This window comes from Amycolatopsis tolypomycina, assembly GCF_900105945.1.
Lineage (GTDB): Bacteria > Actinomycetota > Actinomycetes > Mycobacteriales > Pseudonocardiaceae > Amycolatopsis > Amycolatopsis tolypomycina.
This window is the reverse complement of sequence record NZ_FNSO01000004.1, coordinates 2,409,541-2,428,198: the sequence shown is the minus strand read 5'-3', so window position 1 is coordinate 2,428,198 and position 18,658 is coordinate 2,409,541. Positions and strand designations below refer to the sequence as shown.

General features: G+C 73.7%; 17 protein-coding genes. 1 reads left to right on the top strand and 16 read right to left on the bottom strand.

What is annotated here, in order from left to right:
* Positions 1-56: 56 nt before the first annotated feature.
* The 5 genes from BLW76_RS21240 to BLW76_RS21220 form a co-directional block, all read right to left on the bottom strand.
* Positions 57-3,224, bottom strand: coding sequence for a beta-ketoacyl synthase N-terminal-like domain-containing protein (locus BLW76_RS21240; RefSeq protein WP_091310064.1), 3,168 nt, complete (start codon positions 3,222-3,224; stop codon positions 57-59).
* A gap of 22 nt (positions 3,225-3,246) precedes the next feature.
* The gene (locus BLW76_RS21235) at positions 3,247-4,008 is read right to left on the bottom strand and encodes an ABC transporter permease (protein ID WP_091310062.1); all 762 of its coding nucleotides are present in this window, start codon (positions 4,006-4,008) and stop codon (positions 3,247-3,249) included.
* A complete protein-coding gene (locus BLW76_RS21230; RefSeq protein ID WP_091310059.1) occupies positions 3,992-4,831 on the bottom strand; it encodes an ABC transporter ATP-binding protein in 840 nt (279 codons plus the stop codon). The genes BLW76_RS21235 and BLW76_RS21230 overlap by 17 nt, the downstream gene beginning before the upstream one ends.
* An 89-nt stretch (positions 4,832-4,920) precedes the next feature.
* Entirely contained in the window at positions 4,921-6,453 is a 1,533-nt protein-coding gene (locus BLW76_RS21225) for an acyl-CoA ligase (AMP-forming), exosortase A system-associated (RefSeq protein ID WP_167384669.1), read from the bottom strand.
* The gene (locus BLW76_RS21220; RefSeq protein WP_091310057.1) at positions 6,446-6,715 is read right to left on the bottom strand and encodes a phosphopantetheine-binding protein; all 270 of its coding nucleotides are present in this window, start codon (positions 6,713-6,715) and stop codon (positions 6,446-6,448) included. Before BLW76_RS21220 ends, BLW76_RS21225 begins: the two co-directional genes overlap by 8 nt.
* 184 nt (positions 6,716-6,899) lie before the next feature.
* Between BLW76_RS21220 and BLW76_RS21215 the strand changes: the two genes are divergently transcribed.
* A complete protein-coding gene (locus tag BLW76_RS21215; protein ID WP_091310055.1) occupies positions 6,900-7,883 on the top strand; it encodes a LuxR C-terminal-related transcriptional regulator in 984 nt (327 codons plus the stop codon).
* A gap of 196 nt (positions 7,884-8,079) precedes the next feature.
* On the opposite strand, the gene acpS is transcribed toward BLW76_RS21215, so the two are convergent.
* From acpS to BLW76_RS21160, 11 genes are all read right to left on the bottom strand, one after another.
* Positions 8,080-8,739 carry a holo-ACP synthase gene (gene acpS, locus BLW76_RS48640; protein WP_167384668.1) on the bottom strand — a complete coding sequence of 220 codons (660 nt, stop codon included), beginning with the start codon at positions 8,737-8,739 and terminating at the stop codon, positions 8,080-8,082.
* Complete coding sequence (locus tag BLW76_RS21205; protein WP_091310053.1) at positions 8,736-9,485, bottom strand: hypothetical protein; 750 nt, start codon at positions 9,483-9,485, stop codon at positions 8,736-8,738. Before BLW76_RS21205 ends, acpS begins: the two co-directional genes overlap by 4 nt.
* The gene (locus BLW76_RS21200) at positions 9,478-10,617 is read right to left on the bottom strand and encodes an acyl-CoA dehydrogenase family protein (protein WP_091310051.1); all 1,140 of its coding nucleotides are present in this window, start codon (positions 10,615-10,617) and stop codon (positions 9,478-9,480) included. Before BLW76_RS21200 ends, BLW76_RS21205 begins: the two co-directional genes overlap by 8 nt.
* Positions 10,614-11,222: an acyl-CoA dehydrogenase family protein gene (locus BLW76_RS21195; RefSeq protein WP_208613347.1), complete on the bottom strand. Its 609-nt coding sequence runs from the start codon at positions 11,220-11,222 to the stop codon at positions 10,614-10,616. Before BLW76_RS21195 ends, BLW76_RS21200 begins: the two co-directional genes overlap by 4 nt.
* Positions 11,219-12,166 carry a 3-oxoacyl-[acyl-carrier-protein] synthase III C-terminal domain-containing protein gene (locus BLW76_RS21190; protein WP_091310049.1) on the bottom strand — a complete coding sequence of 316 codons (948 nt, stop codon included), beginning with the start codon at positions 12,164-12,166 and terminating at the stop codon, positions 11,219-11,221. Before BLW76_RS21190 ends, BLW76_RS21195 begins: the two co-directional genes overlap by 4 nt.
* Before the next feature lie 94 nt (positions 12,167-12,260).
* Positions 12,261-13,124, bottom strand: coding sequence for a hypothetical protein (locus tag BLW76_RS21185; RefSeq protein ID WP_091310047.1), 864 nt, complete (start codon positions 13,122-13,124; stop codon positions 12,261-12,263).
* Between the two features lie 3 nt (positions 13,125-13,127).
* Entirely contained in the window at positions 13,128-13,394 is a 267-nt protein-coding gene (locus BLW76_RS21180; RefSeq protein WP_086848245.1) for an acyl carrier protein, read from the bottom strand.
* Positions 13,391-14,689 carry a type III PLP-dependent enzyme gene (locus BLW76_RS21175; protein WP_091310045.1) on the bottom strand — a complete coding sequence of 433 codons (1,299 nt, stop codon included), beginning with the start codon at positions 14,687-14,689 and terminating at the stop codon, positions 13,391-13,393. The genes BLW76_RS21180 and BLW76_RS21175 overlap by 4 nt, the downstream gene beginning before the upstream one ends.
* Positions 14,686-16,029 carry a preATP grasp domain-containing protein gene (locus tag BLW76_RS21170; RefSeq protein ID WP_091310042.1) on the bottom strand — a complete coding sequence of 448 codons (1,344 nt, stop codon included), beginning with the start codon at positions 16,027-16,029 and terminating at the stop codon, positions 14,686-14,688. The genes BLW76_RS21175 and BLW76_RS21170 overlap by 4 nt, the downstream gene beginning before the upstream one ends.
* Complete coding sequence (locus BLW76_RS21165; RefSeq protein ID WP_091310041.1) at positions 16,026-16,985, bottom strand: 3-oxoacyl-[acyl-carrier-protein] synthase III C-terminal domain-containing protein; 960 nt, start codon at positions 16,983-16,985, stop codon at positions 16,026-16,028. Before BLW76_RS21165 ends, BLW76_RS21170 begins: the two co-directional genes overlap by 4 nt.
* Positions 16,986-17,007: 22 nt before the next feature.
* Positions 17,008-18,588, bottom strand: coding sequence for a condensation domain-containing protein (locus BLW76_RS21160; RefSeq protein ID WP_091310038.1), 1,581 nt, complete (start codon positions 18,586-18,588; stop codon positions 17,008-17,010).
* Positions 18,589-18,658 lie beyond the last annotated feature (70 nt).

The window sequence follows — 18,658 nt, the reverse complement described above, 5'->3', positions numbered from 1 at the left end:
GGGCAGGACCCTCGCTCAGGTCAGGACCGGAGCCCGGGTCGGGACCGCGGCTCGGATCAGGACCGGGGCTCGGCGAGGCGGGCGGCGAGCAGCCGGACCGTCGGCAGCTCCACGACCGCCGTGGCCGGCAGGTCCCAGTGCGCGGCGATCCGGACCGCACCGGCGGACCGGCCACCCAGCTCGAAGAAGTTGTCGTCGGCACCGATCTCCGCGTAACCCAGCGCGGCGGCCCAGCGTTGCGCCACTTCCTGTTCGAGACCCGGCTCCGGCTCGACGAACGGGGTGCTCAGCGCGGGCCGCGGCCGGGCCTGGGCCTGCGCTTGAACCGGCTCACCGACCCGGGCCGGGCGAACGAGCGGAACCCCGGAAAGCACGACCTCGGTCAGCTGGTCGGCAGCGGCGACGGCGGCAAGGACTTCCGCAGCGGGGTCCGAAGTGGACACAACGGTGGTCCACCGCCCGCGCCCGGCCAGCCGGGCCACGCGGGCCTGGGCGGCGAGCACACGGCCGGCGGGATCCGGCCGGACGAGGAGCAGGCCCCGCCGGTCGTCCAGGTCCGGCAGGCCGGGGCCGGGGTCCAGCGAGGACTCCCGCGGGGCCGGCACACCGGTACCGCGATGCACCACCACCTCCCCAAACCCCGCCAGTCCCGCCACGCCGGTACCGCGATGCACCACCACCTCCCCAAACCCCGCCAGTCCCGCCACGCCGGTACCGCGATGCACCACCACCTCCCCAAACCCCGCCAGTCCCGCCACGCCGCCAGGGGCCGGCGGCTCCCACGGCTCGTGGTGCGGCCGCCAAGACTGATCGCCGCGCACCGCGAGCGGGGTTTCCGTGTTCAGCACCGCCGCCAGCACCTGGTCGATCGACGCGTCGGCCCCCACGTCGACGTGCCGTGCGGTCAAGCCCGTCAGCCCTGCCTGCGACGGTGTGGTCAAGTCGGGCCCGAGCACCCCGACCGCGCCGGAGGTCACCGTCACCATCCCCGGCCACAGCTCGGCCGCCTCCTCGATCTCCCCCGGTGAGCCGCCCAGGGCGAAGGCGTGCACCACCGTCCGCGGGACGACCACCAGCGAACGCCGCAACTCCGGCAGGTCGCCCGGGCCCACGACGAAATCGCCGGAATCGAGAAAGGCGAACGCCGCACCCGGCCGCACGGTCGTCACTTCGCCCCCGGCCAGGGTGATGCGCGAAGCCAGCGCTTCACCCACCGGTGAGCCGGCGAACACCAGCCACGGTCCCGCCGCCCGCAGCCGACCCGCCAGCCCGGTGACCGGCTGCGGGTCGAGCCGCCACGTCGGTACGTGCGCGGCCGGACGCGCAGGCGCGGACTCGACCCAGAACTGCTTGCGCTGGAACGGGTACGGCGGCAGCTCCACCCGCCGTCCCTCGCCGCGGTGCAGGGCCGGCCAGTCCAGCGTGCAGCCCGCGAGCCACAGCCGGGCCAGCGTCGAGAGCAGCTCCTCGGCCGAAGACCCGCCCTCGACGACGACCGTGTCCGAAGCGCTTTCGTCCAGCCGGACGCCCAGCCGGGTCAGGCCGGCCGCCAACGCCGACAGCGCGCCCTCGCGTGTGGCCGGCGGCGCGGGTACCTCGGCCCCGGCCAGCAGGCTGTGGACGGCCGCCGCCGTCGCGGCCCAGTCCGGGCCGGGGCCCGCGGCCAGGCGGATCCGCGGGTCACGGCGGCGGGTCTCGCCGTCGATCCACCGGCCGGGGTCGGCCAGCGCGGCCAGGGCGTCGGCCCGGTCCCGGACCACCACCGCCCGCCGCAGCGCGAAGTGGCCGCGCGAGACCTGCAGCGTGAAAGCCACGTCCCCGAGATCCAGCGCAGGGTGCGAAGCCAGGTGGGCTCGCAGGCGTGAGGTCACCTCGTCGAGCGCGGCGGGGTCCGCGGCGGAAAAAGTCAGCAACTGCGGGCCGCTCGACGACCGGGGCTCCCGCACCGGCGGCTCTTCGAGGACGACGTGCGCGTTCGTCCCGCCCACGCCGAACGAGCTGACCCCCGCCCGCCGTGGCGTGCCGTCCGCGGGCCACGGGGCGTCGGCGGGCAGCACGGTGAACCGGTCGCCGAGCGCGGGATTCGGCGTGCTGAAGCCCCACGTGCCCGGCAGGACGCCGTCGCGCAGGTTCAGCGCCGCGCGGATCAGCGACGTGACCCCGGACGCCCGGTCGAGGTGCCCGATGCTCGGCTTGACCGAGCTGAGCACGCACGGCACCGCCCGCCCGGGCCCGAACACCCGGTTCAGCGCCGCCAGCTCGATCGAATCGCCCAGGGGCGTGCCGACGGCGTGGCACTCGACGTACCCCACCGTCTCGGGCTTCACCCCGGCCACGGCCAGCGCCGTGTCCACCACCGCCGCCTGCCCGGCCACCCCAGGCGCGGGGTAGCCGGCGCGGTCGCGGCCGTCGTTGTTGACCGCGGACCCGAGGATCACCGCGTGCACGACGTCGCCGTCGGCGAGGGCGTCCTCCAGGCGTTTCAGCGCGACGACCGCCGCGCCGGAGCCCATCACCGTGCCGTTCGCCGCGGCGTCGAGGGCGCGGACCCGGCCGTCCGGCGAGAGGATGTCCCCTTCGGCGTGCACGTGGCCGCCGGTCTGCGGCAGCGGCAGCGCCGCGCCGCCGGCCAATGCCAGGTCGCACTCGTACGTCAGCAGGCTCTGGCACGCCAGGTGCACCGCGACCAGCGACGTCGAGCAGTACGTCTGCACGGTGATCGCCGGGCCGCGCAGCCCCAGCTTGTACGACACGAGCGACGTCAGCGAGTCGCGCTCCACCCCCGCCGACAGCAGCGGCTTGCCGTCCGGTTCGGCGGCGAGGCCGGCGAGGTTGCGGGTGAGGTAGTCGGGGAACGCGCAGCCGGCGAACAGCCCGACCGGCACGCCCGGGTCGGTCGGCCGGTAGCCGGCCCGCTCCAGGGCCTCCCACGAGCATTCGAGCAGCAGCCGGTGGTGCGGCTCCAGGGTTTCCGCCTCCCGCGCGCCGAGCCCGAAGGCGGTGGCGTCGAACGTCTCGACGCCCCCGGCCACCGGCCCGCCGACGCGGACGTGGCCAGGGGCCGCCGGGTCGGCACCCGCGGCGGCGAGTTCGGCGTCGGTCAGTTCCCGCAGGCCGGGCACCCCGGCCGCGAGGTTGCGCCGCAGCTGCTCGACGTCGGCAGCGCCGGGGAACCGGCCCGCCATCCCGACGAGCGCCACGGCCGATTCGGGTGCCTCCGTCACGGCAGGTCCTTTCTCCGGTCGGTCAGAGCAGGTGGCTGCGGCCCCAGCCGTGGGCCAGCCGGTAGGTGGCGAACGCGCCCGTGGCGAGGCCGATGCCGAGCACGATCAGCCCCGGGCGCAGCATCGCCTCGGCGTCGCCCGCCATGGCCGAGCGGATCAGCGACAGCCCCCAGTACCCCGGGGAGAACGGCGCGATCGCCTGCGCCCAGGGCGGCATCAGCGACACCGGCAGCAGCGAGCCGCCGAGCGAGCTGATGGTGATCGCGCCGAGGTCGACCGCGACGATCAGGTCGCCGCGGCTGCGGACCACAGTGGACAGTGCGGCGCCCATGGCCAGCAGCATGAAGCCCCACAGGCACATCGCCGCGAACACCAGGCCCGGCGACGCCGGGAACGGCATCCCGACGACGAGCCAGCCGTAGATGACGAGCACGCCCTGCTGGACGAGCAGCACCACGAACACCGGCACCGCCTTGCCGACCAGCAGTTCCGCGCGGGCGGCGCGGCTGGCGCGCAGCCGGTCCCAGGTGCGCCACTCGCGTTCGACGAAGATCGCGTTGCCCACGATCGCCATGGCGAACACCGAGAACATCACCAGCTGCCCGGTGACGGCCTCGACCGCGCCGCTGCCCAGCGCCTTCACGTACAGCGGCTGGAAGAGCACCATGAAGATCATCGGCGTGATCAGGTAGCTGATCAGCTGCGACGGGTCGCGCAGGCGGAGGGTCGCGTTGTAGCGGATCAGGGCGCCGGCCCGGTGGAGGGAGTCAGTGCGCGTCGACATCGGTCACCGCCAGGGAGTGGTAGAGGTCGTCCAGGCTGGGGTTGCGCAGCTCGACGGCCTCGACCGGCCGCGTCACGGTGGGCAGCAGCTCCAGCAGCGTGCCGGTGGGATCGGTGGTCGAGACGGTCAGCTCGTCGTCGGCCGTGCGCACGCGGACCTCGCCGGGCAGGCCGGAGAGCAGCTCGTCCGCGCCGCCGCGCGCGATCACCCGGCCGTCGGCGGCCACCGCGATCGTGGCCTGCAGGTCGGTCAGTTCGGTCAGGTAGTGGGTGGTGTAGACCACTGCGGCTCCCTCGCCTGCTCGTTGCTTGACCACGTCGAGCAGCGCCTGACGGGTCTCGGGGTCGGCACCGGCGGTCGGCTCGTCGAGCAGCAGCAGCGACGGCCGGTGCACCAGCGCGGTCGCGGCCTGCGCCCGCCGCTGCTGGCCGCCCGAGAGCAGGCCGCAGGTGCGGTTCAGGAACGTCTCCAGCCGCAGCGCGGCCGTGAGGTCGTCGATGGCCGAGCGCAGCGCGGCGCGGCGCAGGCCGGCCAGGCGGCCGTACAGCTCCAGGTGCTCGCGCACGGTCAGCGGGCGGTAGAGCGCGATGTGCTGCGGGGAGATGCCGATGCGGTCGCGGGCACGCGTCGGCGACTCGCCGTCGACGAGCACCGTGCCGCTGTCCGGGCGCAGCAGCCCGGACACCATTTCGACGAAGGTGGTCTTGCCGGCACCGTTGTGGCCGACGAGCCCGACGATCTCGCCCGCGGCGACCTCGAGGCTGAAGCCGTCGAGGGCCTGCACTTCGTCGTAGCGTTTCCGGAGGTCGATTGCTTGCAACATGAGGGTCGCTCCCTGGGGGTTCACGGCTCTTGGACTGTCGCACGAGGACAGCGGGGGTGGCGGATTCGCGCGGTGACAGGAACCTGCCGTCATTCGGTGACGGCGTGCTCCGCGGTCAGCGCCTTGCTCAGCGCGACGCGGTCGAACTTGCCGTTGACCGACCGCGGCAGCTTCGGCAGCACCTCGATCCGCCGCGGCAGCATGTACGCGGGCAGTTCCTTCGCCAGCGCGCGGGAAATCGCCTCGGCGTCCCCCTCGGGCGCGACCGCCAGCACGATCCGGTGGCCCAGCGCGGGGTCCGGCACGCCGAACGCGGCCGCCTCCCCCACCAGGCCGGTGGCGTAGGCGGCTTCTTCGACCTCGGCGGGGCTGACGCGGTAGCCCGACGTCTTGATCATCTCGTCGGTGCGGCCGACGAAGTAGAGGAACCCCTCTTCGTCGCGGTAGACGGTGTCGCCCGACCACACGGCGATTTCCGGCCGCACCAGGCCGTCCGGGCCCGGCACCGGGCGGAAGCGCTCGGCCGTGCGCGCGGGGTCGTTCCAGTAGCCGAGGGCCACAAGCGCGCCGCGGTGCACCAGCTCGCCGTGCTCGCCGGGACGGCAGGGCGAGCCGTCGGGGCGCAGCACGAGGACTTCGGCGTTGGGGATCGCCTTCCCGATCGAGCCGGGACGGCGGTCCGCCTCCGCCGGGTCGAGGTAGGTGGAGCGGAACGCCTCGGTGAGGCCGTACATCAGGAACGGTTGCGCCTGCGGGAAAAGCTCGCGCAGGCGCGCCAGGGTGGCGCGGGGCATGCGGCCGCCGGTGTTGGCGAAGTACCGCAGCCGCGCGGTCGCCTCGGCGGGCCACTGCTGGGCCGCCAGCTGCAGCCACAGCGGCGGCACGCAGGTGAGCGCCGTGACGCCGTGGCGGGTGCAGAGCCGGACGATTTCCTTGGGCAGCAGGTAGTTCACGAGCACGACGTGCGCGCCGGCGGCGAACGCGGTGGTGAGCTGGCTGAAGCCGGCGTCGAAGCTCAGCGGCAGGGCGGCGAGCACGACGTCCTCGCGCGTGTGGCCGAGGTATTCCGCGACGCTCGCGGCGCCGGCGAGCAGGTTGCGGTGGGACAGCACGACCCCCTTGGGGCCGCCCGTGCTGCCGGAGGTGTACAGGATGGCGGCCGGGTCCTGGTCGATCACCGCGCTCGGGACCGCGTCCGGCTCGGCCGCGGTCAGCGCGTCCCACGCGGGTTCGCCGAACACCACGACCGGGGTGGGGCCGGGCACCGCCTCGCGGACCGTCGCCAGCCGCTCGGCGGTCGTGAACACCACCTTCGGCGTGCAGTCGGTGGTGACGTGGGCGATGTGCCGGGCCTTGAACAGCGGGTTCAGCGGCACCAGGACCGCGCCGGCGGCCGCGGCGGCGAACAGCGCGACGACGGTTTCCAGGCGCTTCTCGGCGTACACCGCCACGCGGTCGCCGCGACGCACGCCGAGGCGGTACAGGCCGCGGGCCACGCGCGTCACCTGGTCGCCGAGCTCGGCGTAGGTCAGCGTCCGGTCCTTGTGGGTGACGGCCGGATCGCCGGGCGCGCCGCGGGTGAGGAGCGCATCGAGCCGCACCGGGGCGGCGGCCTCAGACATCGGCGGGCTCCGGGGCGACGAACTCCGCGACGGCGGCCCACAGGCTGCCCGCGGTGGCGAAGGTGTCCTCGGTGAGCAGCTCGTCGGGCAGCTCGAAGCCGAAGGTCTCCTCCAGGTCGGTGACGAGCTGCACGACGCCCATCGAGTCGAGCCCGAGCGCGGCGAGGTCGTCGTCCCCGTCGATCCGGTCCCCGAGCGCGTAGGGCAGGTGCGCGATCAGGATCTCGAGGAACCCGTGCGGGAGGGGAGGTGTGTCAGGCATGGCGTCACCCTGTTTCGCTTTCGGCGGTCAACCGTGGTCCTCCCGAGGACACCACCGGCCGGAATCACCGGGCCATCACCGCGCTCTCATCCGGCCACCGCCGGGCGAGAGCGGCGTGAGAGCCGGCCGAGAAGACCGGCTGCGACGGTGGAAAAGCACAAGCCGGATCTTCTTGGGAGGCACGATGTCGACGGCCACTCTTCCGCCGCTCGGGGCGTTCTCCGTGCCCGAGCCCGACCCCGAAGCCGAGCTGTACCGCTACGCGGCGCGGTGTGGCCGGATCTCGTCCGTGGACACCGCCGCGGCGCACCTCGGCCTGCCCGCCGACACGGTCCGGGCGGCCGCCGCCCGGCTGGTCGAGCTGCAGCTGCTGCGCGCGGCAGGGGAAAGCTTCATCCCGCGTGAGCCGGCGGCGGCCGCGGAGCTCGTCGTGACGCCGCTGGAACGCGCGATGTACGAGCGGCGCGAGCTGGCCGACCGCCTGCGCGAGCGCATCGACGGCATCACCCGCGCCCCGGCGGGCGCCGCGGGCACGCTCGACCGCCTGGAGGGCGTCGCCGAGATCCGCGGCCTGGTCAAGCTGGCGGCCGAGATCTGCCGCGACGAGCTGGTGGTCCTGCACCCGGGCGAGGCGGCCGACGACCTGGTCGACGAGCTGCTGGACGCGTGCTGTTCGGTACTGGGCGACGGCGTCGGCGTCCGGGTGGTGTGCCCCCACCGCAGCCGCGCGGGCTACGCGGCCCGCGCGCGGTTGACGCAACTCGCCGGCCGCGGCGCGCAGATCCGCACCCTCAGCCGAGTCCCGGAGGCGGCGGTGGTCTTCGACCGTTCGCTGGCGGTGACACTGGACGTCACCGAGCTGTCGGCCCGCCGCGTCCGCGACCAGGGCATGGTCCGGTTCCTGCTGGGCCTGTTCGACCAGCTGTGGGACGGCGCAACCCCGTTTTCGGCCGAGGACCAGGGCTACAGCGGCGAGATTGCCCACGACCTGCAGCAGACGATCGCGCGCCTGATGGCCCAGGGCCTGACGGACGAGGTCGTGGCCCGCCGGCTGGGGATGTCGGTGCGGACGTGCCGCCGTCACATCGCGGCGATGCTGCAGAATCTGGACGCGGTGTCGCGCTTCCAGGCCGGGGTACAGGCCGCTGCGCGGTTCACGCTGGCTTGAACGCTCGCTCCGCCGGCGCTCCGCTCAAGCCCCCAATGTGGCGTTGGTTGCATCCAACGCACCCAATGTGGCGTTCGGTGCGTCTGACGCAACCAACGCCACATTGGGGTGCTTGGGTCCGGGCCCGCGGTCGCCACACTGCCGGCTCACGAGAAGGGGCCTTCCGCACGCGGAAGGCCCCTTCTCTCTGCCCGCCCTACCAGCCGGCCGCCTCGGCGACCACTCCGTAGGTTCGCTGCAGATCGGTCATCCGGTAGATGCCGGCCTCCGGGATGCGGATGCCGTACCGGTGCTCGATCCGGGCGAGCAGCTCGATCACCACCACCGACGTGACCCCCAGATCGCCTGCGAACGACGTCGCCGTGGCCACCTCGGTGGGGGGAACCGAGAACAGGTCGGCGGCCAGTGCCGCCAGTTCGTCGAACCGGGCCGGGACACGGGACACCGCCGGCTCCGCCGCGCGGCGGAACGGGCGCGGGGGGCGGGCACAGCCGGCCGCCGCGACCGCGACCACGAGGTCGGCCTGGTGGCTCAGCGTCACCACGATCTCCGCCAGGCCCGCTTCCTCCGCGATCTCCGCCGCGCCGCCGCCCAGCGTCACCAACGGCGCTCCCCAGTCGTCGTTGGTGACCTCGATGTCACGCCAGCGCAGGCCCTGGCCGAAGCCACGGCCCAGCATCTTGCACGTGGCCTCCTTGACGGAAAACCGCCCGGCCAGCCGTTCCAGCGACCGTTCGGCACCCATCCGGGCGGCCTGCTCCAGCTCCACCGGGGTGAAGACCAGCGTCCGGTACCGGTGGTGCGCCGCGACCTCCGCGAACCGCGGGATCGACATCAGGTCCACGCCGATTCTCATCCACTCCGCCCCCCGAGCAGACTCGCCGTCGCGGCGGGCACCAGCCGCAGGGCGGTGACGTCCACCGCGCGCAGCGACAACCAGCCCTCGCGCAGGGGGCCGCGCGTGTGCAGCAGCACCCGGTCGCCATCGGCGACCACTCCTTCGGCCAGTGCCGCGCAGAACGCCAGCCACGCGTCGCACGGGCCGCGGCCGGTGAACCGGTGGCCGCCCGTCAGCGCGGGTTTTCCTTCTCCGCAGCCGGAAACCGTCAACGCCGAGGCGCCGCGACGCACCCGCAAGCCGACCGCCGCGAAGCGCGGGTGGCCGGCCGCCGCGTCGGCGAACAGCGGCTCGTCGCAGATCACCGCCGTCGCCTCGCTCTCGACCGCCCACTCCAGCAGGCCGAACACCGCCGTGCCGCCGAGCTCGTCGAGGTGCGAGAGGCCGACGTCCTCGCCCGCCCAGCCGCTGCGGTGCACCAGCCCGGCCAGCGCGGCCACGTTCGGGTCACGCAGCGGCCCCGACCGCACGAAGAACAGCGGCTGCGGCACGACCGGCGGCCCGAGGGCGGCCAGCACCTGCGCGGTGACGTCGACGTCGTCGTCCTCCGGGATCCGGACCATCAAGCGGGACAACGGGATCCCGGCGGCGGCCAGCCGTTCCGGCGGCACCAGGTCGGCGGCTCCCGGCAACGACGACAGCGGCACGTACTCCTCGCGGCGGGCCGCGGCGAAGGCGATCGTGTCGATCCCCAGGTCAGGCATCGGCGTCTCCCGCCTGGTACCCGCGCGCCACGTGGAGGCGGTGGATGTTGCTCGTGCCCTCCATGAACTCGAACGCGTGCACGTCCCGCGTCCACTTCTCCAGCAGCGGGTGCTCGATCAGGCCGGCCGGGCCGAGCGCGGCCGACGCCCAGTGCGCCGTGCCCACCGCGAGGCCGACCGCGCCGAGTTTCGCCGCGCTGGAGAGGTAGCCGCGCTCGGGGTCGCCGTCGATCCGCGCCGCCGCTTCGTACACCAGCTCGCGGCCCGCTTCGGCGCGAGCCAGGGCTAGCTGGCCGCCGGGGGCGTTCTTGCGGTGCTCCAGCACGTACTCGACCATCGCCAGCGCGGTGCCCACGGCGGACGCGGCGATCCGGACCCGCATGTGGTTGAACGTCGTGATCGCGGCGAAGATCCCGCGCCGCGTCGCCGGCAGGTGGTCGCCGAGCATCCGGCCGGCGGGGATGGCCACGTCCGAAAAGGACAGCCGGCTGATGTAGGCGCCGCGCAGGCCGATCATGTCGAGCTTTTCGCCGTGCCAGCCGGGCGCCGGGACCTCGACCAGTGCCGCGCGGATCGACAGCGCGCCGCGGCCGGTGCGACCGAACACCACGCCGACGCTGCCGCGGGCGGCGTTGCCGACGTAGCACTTGCCGCCGTGGAGCCGCCAGCCGTCGCCGTCGCGCTCGAAGCGGGTCTCCATCGCCGTCGCGTCGTTGCCGCGGCCCTCTTCGGTCATCGCGAAGAACGACCAGCGCCGGCCGCCGTGCATCCGGGTGAAGAACCACTCCTGCTGCTCGGGCGTGCCGAGCAGCTCGACGAACACCCCGGCCAGGCCGGGTGACGGGCAGGCCAGGATCGCGCCGACGTCGCCGCGGGCCAGCTCGATCAGCCCGGCCACGTTCTCCAGGCACGAGCCGCGTTCCATCGCGCGCAGCAACGGCGTCGACGGCAGCGACTCGCGGTACTGCGGCGGCGTGTCGGCCTGCCGCACCATCTCGAACACCGGCGAGTCGTAGTGCTCCTCCATCGCGTCCGGGTCGACGTCGATGGCCAGGGCCCGCGTCCGCAGGTCGGCGGCCGCCTCGCGGCTCAGGTCGCGGACCGCGCGGACGCGGTCGCTCAGCTCGATCATGCCGGTTCTCCTTCCGGTTCCCGGTCGACCCAGGTGCCGGCCACCAGGGCCGAGACGTAGAGCGACCGTGCGGGCGAGGTGGCCAGGAAGCCCGAGGCGCCGAGGTGCTGGGCCACCCGCCAGCCCAGCTCGTCCAGCTCGCGGTGGACGTCGGCCACGGCGGCCGGGTGCCGCTGCGAGCGCACCTGGGCGCGCAGCCGTTCCACCGCGGCCATCACGTCGCCGAGCGCGCCGACGATCAGCTGCTTGCGGATCAGCGGTTCGTCGCCGCTGGTGCGGTTCGACAGGTGCTCGACGACGTGGTCGAGCACCGAGCGCAGCACCCCGAGCCGCACCGCGGCCAGGTGCCGGCCGAGGTCGGCCAGTTCGAGGGCGTCCCGCTCTTCGCGGGGACGGCCCGGGGTGGCGAGGAAAACGATGTCCTCGCGGTCGGCCAGGCTGTGCGTGCGCACTTCGGCGCCTTCGGGCACGGCGGCGGCCGGCACGGCCGCGTACCGGCCGGGGGCCAGCCGGTCGGCCGGGGTGGCGGGCAGGGCCCGCGCGAGACCGGCGGCGAGGCCGTCGCTGCGCGCGGTTCGCTCGCATTCGAGCAGGCTGGTGGTCACTTCTCCTCCACGACCTCGACGATCACCGACTGGAAGTAGGCGCCCTGGCCCACGGAGACCAGGGCGCAGCGCTGCCCGGGACGCAGCCGTCCGGCCGCGTCGGCGTGCTGCAGGGCGAGCAGGGAGTCGATCCCGAAGTTGTGCCCCCGCTCGGCGACCAGGTCCAGGGGGATCCGGTCGACGGGGAAGCCGGACAGCCCGCTGAAGGTGCGCCAGAACATGCGGTTGGACAGGTCCGGCAGCACCCAGTCCACATCGGACAGGGTGAGGCCGGCGTCCCGGGCCGCGGCACCGACGACCGACACGGCCTGCTCGCAGCAGACCTTGCCGAAGAGCGCGAACTCCTCCTTGGTCATCCGCAGGCTGCGGTGGAACCGCGTGTCGCGGGCGCTCGCGCCGCCGAGGTAGCGGTAGCGCGCCGGGCCGCGCGACACCACGAGCGCCGCCGCGGTGTCGCCCGCGACGGTCGTGCCCGGGATGTAGCGGCCGCGGTCGCTCGCGCTGCCCTGGTCGCCGCCGAGCACGAGCACGCGGTCGTCCGGGGCCGCGCCGGGGCGGGCCAGGTAGCGGCGGGCCAGTTCGACCGAGCGCAGCACCGACGTGCAGTTGACGTGCGACACCCCGAAGAACGGGACGCCGGGCAGGCCGAGCGCGTCGCGCAGCCGGTCCGGGAAGGTGCCGCAGAGGTCGAGTTCGGCGATGAGCAGCGTGTGGCCGTAGAGCACGAGGCTCGCCGGCCCGCCGCCGAGCGCGGTCCGCCCGGCCTCGGCCAGGTGGTCCGCCATCCGCTCGCCCGGCGCGAGCACCGGGCTGTCGCGCAGGCCGTAGATGCGGCCGAACATGCGCCGCTCCAGCGGTTTGGCGCCCGACCGCACGAGCACGTCGTCGACGGCCTCGACGCGGCCGGGCAGCCGCACGGCGACCCGGGACAGCCCCGTGTCCATCAGTGCTCCCTCCCCGGCCCACCCGTGTCGGCTCCCCAATCACGCGTGTCGGCTCCCCAATCACGCGTGTCGACCCTTCGCGCACGGGCGCCCATCAGTGCTCCCTCCCCGGCACGAGCAGGCAGCTGCAGAACGTGCCACCCGCGGGCTCGAAATCGGCCAGCAGCACCGGTTCCGCCAGCGGCCACAGGCGCGCGAGCCCGGCCCACACGCCCGTGCACCACAGGTCCGGCACCGCTTCGACGCGTCCGGCATACGGCGTGCCCGCGAGCCGCTTGGCCAGGCCCGCGCCCGCCAGGACGCGGACGCCCGGGTGCCGGTAGAGCACGTCCGCCAGTGCCAGGGTCGCCGTGTGCGGCCCATTCCCGCCGAGCCGCACCTCCTCCAGCTCCGTCACGGCGACGTCGCCGGTCGCGCCGGCCTGCAGCAGCACCGCCGCGTCCGGGCGGTGGGTGGCCGGGTGGCCGCTGTCCCACAGCACCGCGTTCTGGTCGTACACCAGCAGCGCCGCCGAAGTTGCCTCGCCGAGCCGGCACATGCCGTCCAGCAGGCGCAGCGCGGTGAACGCCGGGCCCGGCCCCGGCCCGGCGACCGAGCACGGTTCCGGGTTGCCCGGCAGGCGTCCGGCCAGGTAGCAGCCGGCGACTTCCGAGTGGTAGAGGTCGGGCGAGTGGTAGGCGAGCACCACCGCGTCCAGCGGCGGCAGCGGGCCGCCCGCGTCGGCCAGGAGGGCCTCGGTCATCTCGATGAACCCGTTGCCGGTGCGGGCCAGGAAGTCCTCCTGGTCCGCCGCGGCGCCGAAGGTCTCGACCATGAGCCGCGCGAGCTCCGGGCGCATCCCGAACACCGGCTTGGCCCGTTCGGTGAACACCCGGTGCGTCACGCCGCTCAGGTGCACCCCGGCCGGGCGCGGGGGTACCGCGGCCCGGCCCGGCGGCGCGAGCGTCTGCAGGGACATGGCTCAGACCGCCGCGGCGGACCTGGCGAAGGCCGACTCGATGTAGTCGGTCAGGCTGCCGACGGTGCGGAAGACCTCCGGGCCCAGCTCGTCCGGGTCGATCTCGAGGCCGATCGTGTCCTCGAGGCTCATCAGCAGCTCGATGACGCTGGTGGAGTCGAGCGCCAGGTCCTCGAACAGGCGCAGCTCCGGGGTGACGCCGCCGATCTCCTTGTTGAGCACGGCGGACAGGGCGATCTCCAGGTGGGCGACGATCTCGGTGCGGTTCATCTCGGCTCGCTTTCCTTGCTGTCGGTGAGGGGCTGGTGCAGGTGCTGCTTGCGCAGCAGGTCTTCGGGCTCGTCGCGGTCGCGGACCAGGAAGGCCGCACCCCCGCGCACGAGCACCTCGGCGGGGAACCCGTGGCTGAGGAACAGCCCGGGCGAGGCCGACGGCCCGTAGGCGCCGGAGTTCAGGACGCCGACCAGGTCGCCGGCGCGCAGGTCGGGCAGCTTCACCTGCTTGAGCAGGGTGTCGTTGGGCGTGCACAGCGGGCCGGTGACGGTCCACGGCCCCGGCTCGACGGTGTCGTCGGTGTCCTCGCCCGCCGCGCGCGGGGTGAGCAGCACGGCCGGGAAGTTGCGCTTGACGAACGAGCCGATGCCGACGGCCGCCATGTGGTGGTGGGTGCCGCCGTCCGCGATCGCGAACCGCTCCCCCATCGACTCCTTGACGTACCGCACGCCGAGCACGTAGACCCCGGCGCGCCCGGCCAGGAACCGGCCGGACTCCATGATCAGCCGCGTCGCCGGGTGCGCCCGGTGGAACGCCTCCAGCATCGGGTTGATCTCGGCGGCGACGTCGGCGGCGTCGAGGTCGTCCTCGCCCTCGAAGTACGCGACGCCGAGGCCGCCGCCGATGTCGACGGCTTCCAGCCGGATCCCGGTCTCCGCGGCCACCCGCTCGGCCAGGTCGAGGGCGTAGCGCGTGTTCTTGCCGATGACGTCGGCGTCGAGGATGCGCGTGCCCATGTAGACCTGGATGCCGGCGACGTCGGCGTGGCGGTACTCCGCCAGCCGCGGCCCGGCGGCGAGGACCTGGGCCTCGTCGATGCCGAACTGGCGGGGCTTGCCGCCCATGGTCAGCCGGGAGCCGCTGATCGCGCAGGTCGGGTTGATCCGCAGCAGCACCCGCTGGACCTTGCCGAGCTCGGCGCCGAGGCGTTCGATGTCGTCCAGCTCGTCGAAGGATTCGCAGACGATCGCGTACACGCCGGTTTCCAGGCACGCGCGCAGTTCCTGCTCGCTCTTGCCGGGGCCGAGGAAGATGATGTCGTCGGGCCGCGCCCCGGCCGTGAGCACCGTCTGCAGCTCCACAATGGACGAAACCTCGGCCCGCGCGCCGCCGTGGTGCAGGGCGGCGAAGACGCTGATGTTCGGGTTCGCCTTGAGGGAGTAAAACACCTCGATCGCCGGGTGCAGCACCGCCCGCAGGCCGGTGATGGTGGCGTGCAGGACGTCGCCGTCGTAGACGTAGAGCGGCGTGCCGAAGCGCGCGGCCAGGTCCTGGTAGTCGATCTCGGTCATGCGTCCTCTCCTGCCATGGCGGCGAGACGGCGCTCGGCCTCGGTCCGGACGGCGAGGGCCTCCTCGGGCGAGTCCCCGACGCAGATCGCGTAGAGCCGGCCGTGGAAGGAGCCCTCGCCGGTGTTCGCGGCGTTGAGCGTCGCGAAGTTGTTGACGAGCACGCCGGTGTCGCCGGCGCCGGTGAAGAACAGGTCGCCGAGCGCGGTCTCGACCTCGGCGAAGGTGTGTTCGCGCTGCAGCTTCAGCGAGAAGGTGGCCGCGATGGCGTGCCTGCCCTCGGGGATGAACTTCTCGGCGATCCGGCTCTGGTAGGTCGACATGTTGAACCGGGCGTTGATCTCCAGGCACGGGTAGAGCGTGCCGTCGGCGGCGAGCATCGCGTCGACGCCGACCATCCCGAAGAAGCCCTCGTCGTGCAGCGCCCGACCGATCTTCTCGACGGCTTCGGCGAGTTCCCGCGCCGCGACCGGCGGCAGCTCCACCGGGAAGCGGTGGCCCTGGTGGACGCCGTTCTTGAGCACGGCGGCCTTGACCGTCTCGAACCGGACCCCGCCGGTGCGGGAGACGACGAACTGGTAGTTGAGGTCCTGGGCGTGCTCGATCCAGGACTCGATCACGAGGTTCGCGGGCGCGTCGGCACCGCGGCGCTCGATCAGGCGCAGCAGGCGGTTCGCACCGCGCTCGTCCTCGACGACGACCATGCCGCGGCCGGAGACGCCGAGCGACTCCTTCACCACGACCCGGCCGCCCAGCGCCAGCTGGGCGGTGAGGGCCTCCCGCAGCTCGCCGACGGTGTGCACCACCCGGCCGGGCACCTGGCGCAGGCCGAGCGTGTCGACCAGGCCGCGGCTGAACACCTTGCCGTTGACCGCCTTGCAGATCTGCGCGGTCGAGCCGGCCAGCGGCAGCCCGGACTCCTTGGCCAGGACCTCCTCCGACGCCGAGATACCCAAGGGCATCAGGTAGGTGTTGCCGTCGGCGAGCTCCCGCAGCCTTGCCAGGAGCTCCGGCGAGTTGAGGGCATCCTCGGTCACCATCGCGTCCGGGTCGTTGCGCTCGGCGATCAGCGTCGTGCCGTCGGCCGCGCCGATCCGGGCGAGGTAGCCGGCGAACGCGGCGTCCATGGGGGCCTTCAGCACCACGAAGTCGCCCTCGCCGGCGAGCAGCGCGCCCATCTCCTCCATGCGGTTGACCGTGGCCCCCGCGAACGAGATGCCGGCACCGGGCAGCTTCGGCTCGCCCACCGCCCAGCTGCGTTCCACCTCGAAGTTGTTGACGAAGACGAACCGTGCACCGGCGTCGCCGGTGAGGTCCTTCTTCAGCCGTGCCACGAAATTCATCCCTGGTTCCCTTCTCCGATCTCGACGACGGCCGCCGCGAAGGTCGCCCCGAGGCCGGCCGAAGCCAGCAGCACGAGGTCCCCCGGGTCGACCCGCCCGTCCGCGCGCGCCGCCGCCAGGTTGATGAACGGGTCGGAGCTGTAGCAGTGGGCGTACTTCCCGACGTTGTCGAGGAACACGCGGTCCCGCGGCACGCCGAGCGCGCCGGTGATGCGTTTCCACGACAGCTTGTTGACGTTGTGCGGCAGGATGGCGGCGATGTCCGCGGGAGCGACCCGGGCGTCGTCGAGGGCGTCCTGCATGACCTGGGCGAGCGCGTCCGGGTAGACGTGCTTGTACTGCAGCTGCAGGGCCTCGTCGCAGTCGATGCCGCGGTAGAACTCGCCGAGCACGGTGAGCGCGCGCCCGAGGACGCGGTCGCCGCGCGGGTCCGGGCCGAGCAGCACCGCGGCGGCGCCGTCGCCCTGGATCGTCGTGTCGCGGATGAGCCGGGCCTCGTGCATCAGCACCTTGTCGCCGGTCAGCACGAGCACGCGGTCGCCCGGCGCCGCGGTGGCCAGCAGCGACCGGGCCACGTGCAGGGCGTGGATCCCGACCACGCAGTTGAGGTGCGAAAGGCTGAACGCGGTGGCGCGGTGCAGCCGCAGCCGCGTGCGCACGTCCTCGAGGATGCCGGGCGTGGCGACGGCGACGTGCTGCATGGTGTGCGCGTGGACCAGGAAGCGGACCGAGCCGCGGTCGGTCCCGGCCAGCACGCGCTCCCCCGCGCCGGCCAGCAGGTCGGCCAGGTCGAGGCCGTCCGCGACGGCGACGCGGTCGAGGCCCAGGAAGCGGGTGAAGAAGCGCAGCTGCGTCGCGTCGAGGCCGAGCGGGCCGGCCAGCTCGGCGACCGGCAGGCTCGTCTCCGGCACGAACGACGCCACCCGTTCCAGCCGGGGTGCTTCGAGCAGGGACATGGTTTCCTCCTCTTCGTCCGGCTCAGCCGCGGGCCGGCACGAGGTCGTGCGCGAGCGCGGACAAGGGGCGGGTGGTGGTGAACGGGACGAGCGCGACGCTCCACCCGCGTTCGTGCAGGGCTTCGACCACGCGCGGCAGGCGCAGCACGCGCCCGCCGGCGCCGAGGTAGCTGCGGGCCGGGTCGACGTCCTCGAGGCCGTTGACCTCGGCGACGACGTCGGCGAGCACCCGCTCGGCGGGTGCGGCACCGGTTCGCTCGGGCGCCCGGGCGCCGATCCGCGGTGGCTCCGGCGGGGCGAAGCCGATGAGCGCGGCGGCCTCGCTGACCCGCAGGTCGGCGCCGGGGTCGCGGTGCGCCTCGACGAGCCGGGCGTAGCCGCGCAGGAACTGTTCGACGGCGTCGGCGTCCATCACCGCGTCCAAGGCCTGCAGGGCGAGGGTGATGCCGTCGGCCCATTCGTAGACGCGCAGGTAACTGTCGGAGCCGGCGTGTGCCCAGTCGGCGGGAGCGGCGTTGACCGCGTACCGGTCGCGTTTCGTGCGGCACGAGCGTGGCGCGTTGTCGAGGAAGTTCAGCTCGGCGGCCACGCGCACGCCTGCCTCGGCGACGAGCTCGTAGACGCGGTCGTAGGGCACGTGCGCGTGGGTCATCGCCTGGCTCACGCGGACGGCGGACTCCTTGACCACGGTGGAGAACAGCGGATCGCCGTCGAGGTCGGCGAGCACCGGCGTCGGGTAGGACAGGCACGTGACGGCGCCGCCGAAGCCGCTGGCGTCCCGCTGGCTGGTGTACATCCGGTGCGCCACCAGCGTTTCCCCGGTGTACGCGGCGAGCGTGACGGCATAGGCGGCCAGGTGCACGGCCGAGGGCCACACGTGCTCGCGCGCGGCGATCGCCCGGGCGGCCGACAGCAGCGTCGGCACGGTGTAGGAGGCGCTGTGCGCGGCGTCCGATGCCTTGCGGCGCTTCGAGAAGACGTCCGCCGGAAGCTTCTCGACGATGTCGCGCCAGTGACTCAGCGCGGGTTCGACGTCGGCGTCGGTGCGGCTCTCCTCGAAGCGGGCGAGGTCCACCGGCTGGTGGTCGACCGGGTCCAGCACCGCGGGACGGCCCTCGGTGCGCGCGGCCAGCAGCTCGTCGAGCTCGGCGGCCAGGCGGTCGAGGGCGACGTCGTCGAAGGCCAGGTGGTTGAAGACCAGGTGCAGCCGGACCAGGCGGCCGCCGGAGGTGACCACGCAGGCGCGCAGCGGCCACTCGCGGGCCAGGTCGAACGGGGTGCGGGTGAGGCGCGCGATGACGGCCACGGCGTCCTCCGTGGTGGCCTCGACGACCGGCTGCGGGGCCGGCGGCTGCACGAGCTGACGCGGCCAGGCACGCCCGTCCGCCGCGGTGCCCGTCAGGTCGTAGACCGTGCGCAGGACCTCGTGCCGGCGCACCAGGTGCGTCAGCGCGGCGCGGACGGCCGCGACCGTGCAGCCCGCGGGCAGCGGGTAGCTGGTGCCGATGTGCGCCTCGTGCCGGGACGGCGCCGGCACCCGCAGGTACCGCAGCAGGTGGTGGTGCTGTCCCCAGCAGAGGTTCGCGCTTTTCACCACAGGCATCCGGGGGCCTCCAAAATCGTCGTACGCCGATGGTGGGCGTTTCCGCCGGAAATGGTTAGCCCCCGGCGAT

What these genes read in the sequence shown, in the direction of transcription:
- BLW76_RS21235 (WP_091310062.1), bottom strand. Translation starts at nt 4,008, where the DNA reads ATGTCGACGCGCACTGACTCCCTCCACCGGGCCGGCGCCCTGATCCGC.
- BLW76_RS21230 (WP_091310059.1), bottom strand. Translation starts at nt 4,831, where the DNA reads ATGTTGCAAGCAATCGACCTCCGGAAACGCTACGACGAAGTGCAGGCC.
- BLW76_RS21225 (WP_167384669.1), bottom strand. Translation starts at nt 6,453, where the DNA reads ATGTCTGAGGCCGCCGCCCCGGTGCGGCTCGATGCGCTCCTCACCCGC.
- BLW76_RS21220 (WP_091310057.1), bottom strand. Translation starts at nt 6,715, where the DNA reads ATGCCTGACACACCTCCCCTCCCGCACGGGTTCCTCGAGATCCTGATC.
- BLW76_RS21215 (WP_091310055.1), top strand. Translation starts at nt 6,900, where the DNA reads ATGTCGACGGCCACTCTTCCGCCGCTCGGGGCGTTCTCCGTGCCCGAG.
- acpS (WP_167384668.1), bottom strand. Translation starts at nt 8,739, where the DNA reads ATGAGAATCGGCGTGGACCTGATGTCGATCCCGCGGTTCGCGGAGGTC.
- BLW76_RS21205 (WP_091310053.1), bottom strand. Translation starts at nt 9,485, where the DNA reads ATGCCTGACCTGGGGATCGACACGATCGCCTTCGCCGCGGCCCGCCGC.
- BLW76_RS21200 (WP_091310051.1), bottom strand. Translation starts at nt 10,617, where the DNA reads ATGATCGAGCTGAGCGACCGCGTCCGCGCGGTCCGCGACCTGAGCCGC.
- BLW76_RS21190 (WP_091310049.1), bottom strand. Translation starts at nt 12,166, where the DNA reads ATGGACACGGGGCTGTCCCGGGTCGCCGTGCGGCTGCCCGGCCGCGTC.
- BLW76_RS21185 (WP_091310047.1), bottom strand. Translation starts at nt 13,124, where the DNA reads ATGTCCCTGCAGACGCTCGCGCCGCCGGGCCGGGCCGCGGTACCCCCG.
- BLW76_RS21180 (WP_086848245.1), bottom strand. Translation starts at nt 13,394, where the DNA reads ATGAACCGCACCGAGATCGTCGCCCACCTGGAGATCGCCCTGTCCGCC.
- BLW76_RS21175 (WP_091310045.1), bottom strand. Translation starts at nt 14,689, where the DNA reads ATGACCGAGATCGACTACCAGGACCTGGCCGCGCGCTTCGGCACGCCG.
- BLW76_RS21170 (WP_091310042.1), bottom strand. Translation starts at nt 16,029, where the DNA reads ATGAATTTCGTGGCACGGCTGAAGAAGGACCTCACCGGCGACGCCGGT.
- BLW76_RS21165 (WP_091310041.1), bottom strand. Translation starts at nt 16,985, where the DNA reads ATGTCCCTGCTCGAAGCACCCCGGCTGGAACGGGTGGCGTCGTTCGTG.
- BLW76_RS21160 (WP_091310038.1), bottom strand. Translation starts at nt 18,588, where the DNA reads ATGCCTGTGGTGAAAAGCGCGAACCTCTGCTGGGGACAGCACCACCAC.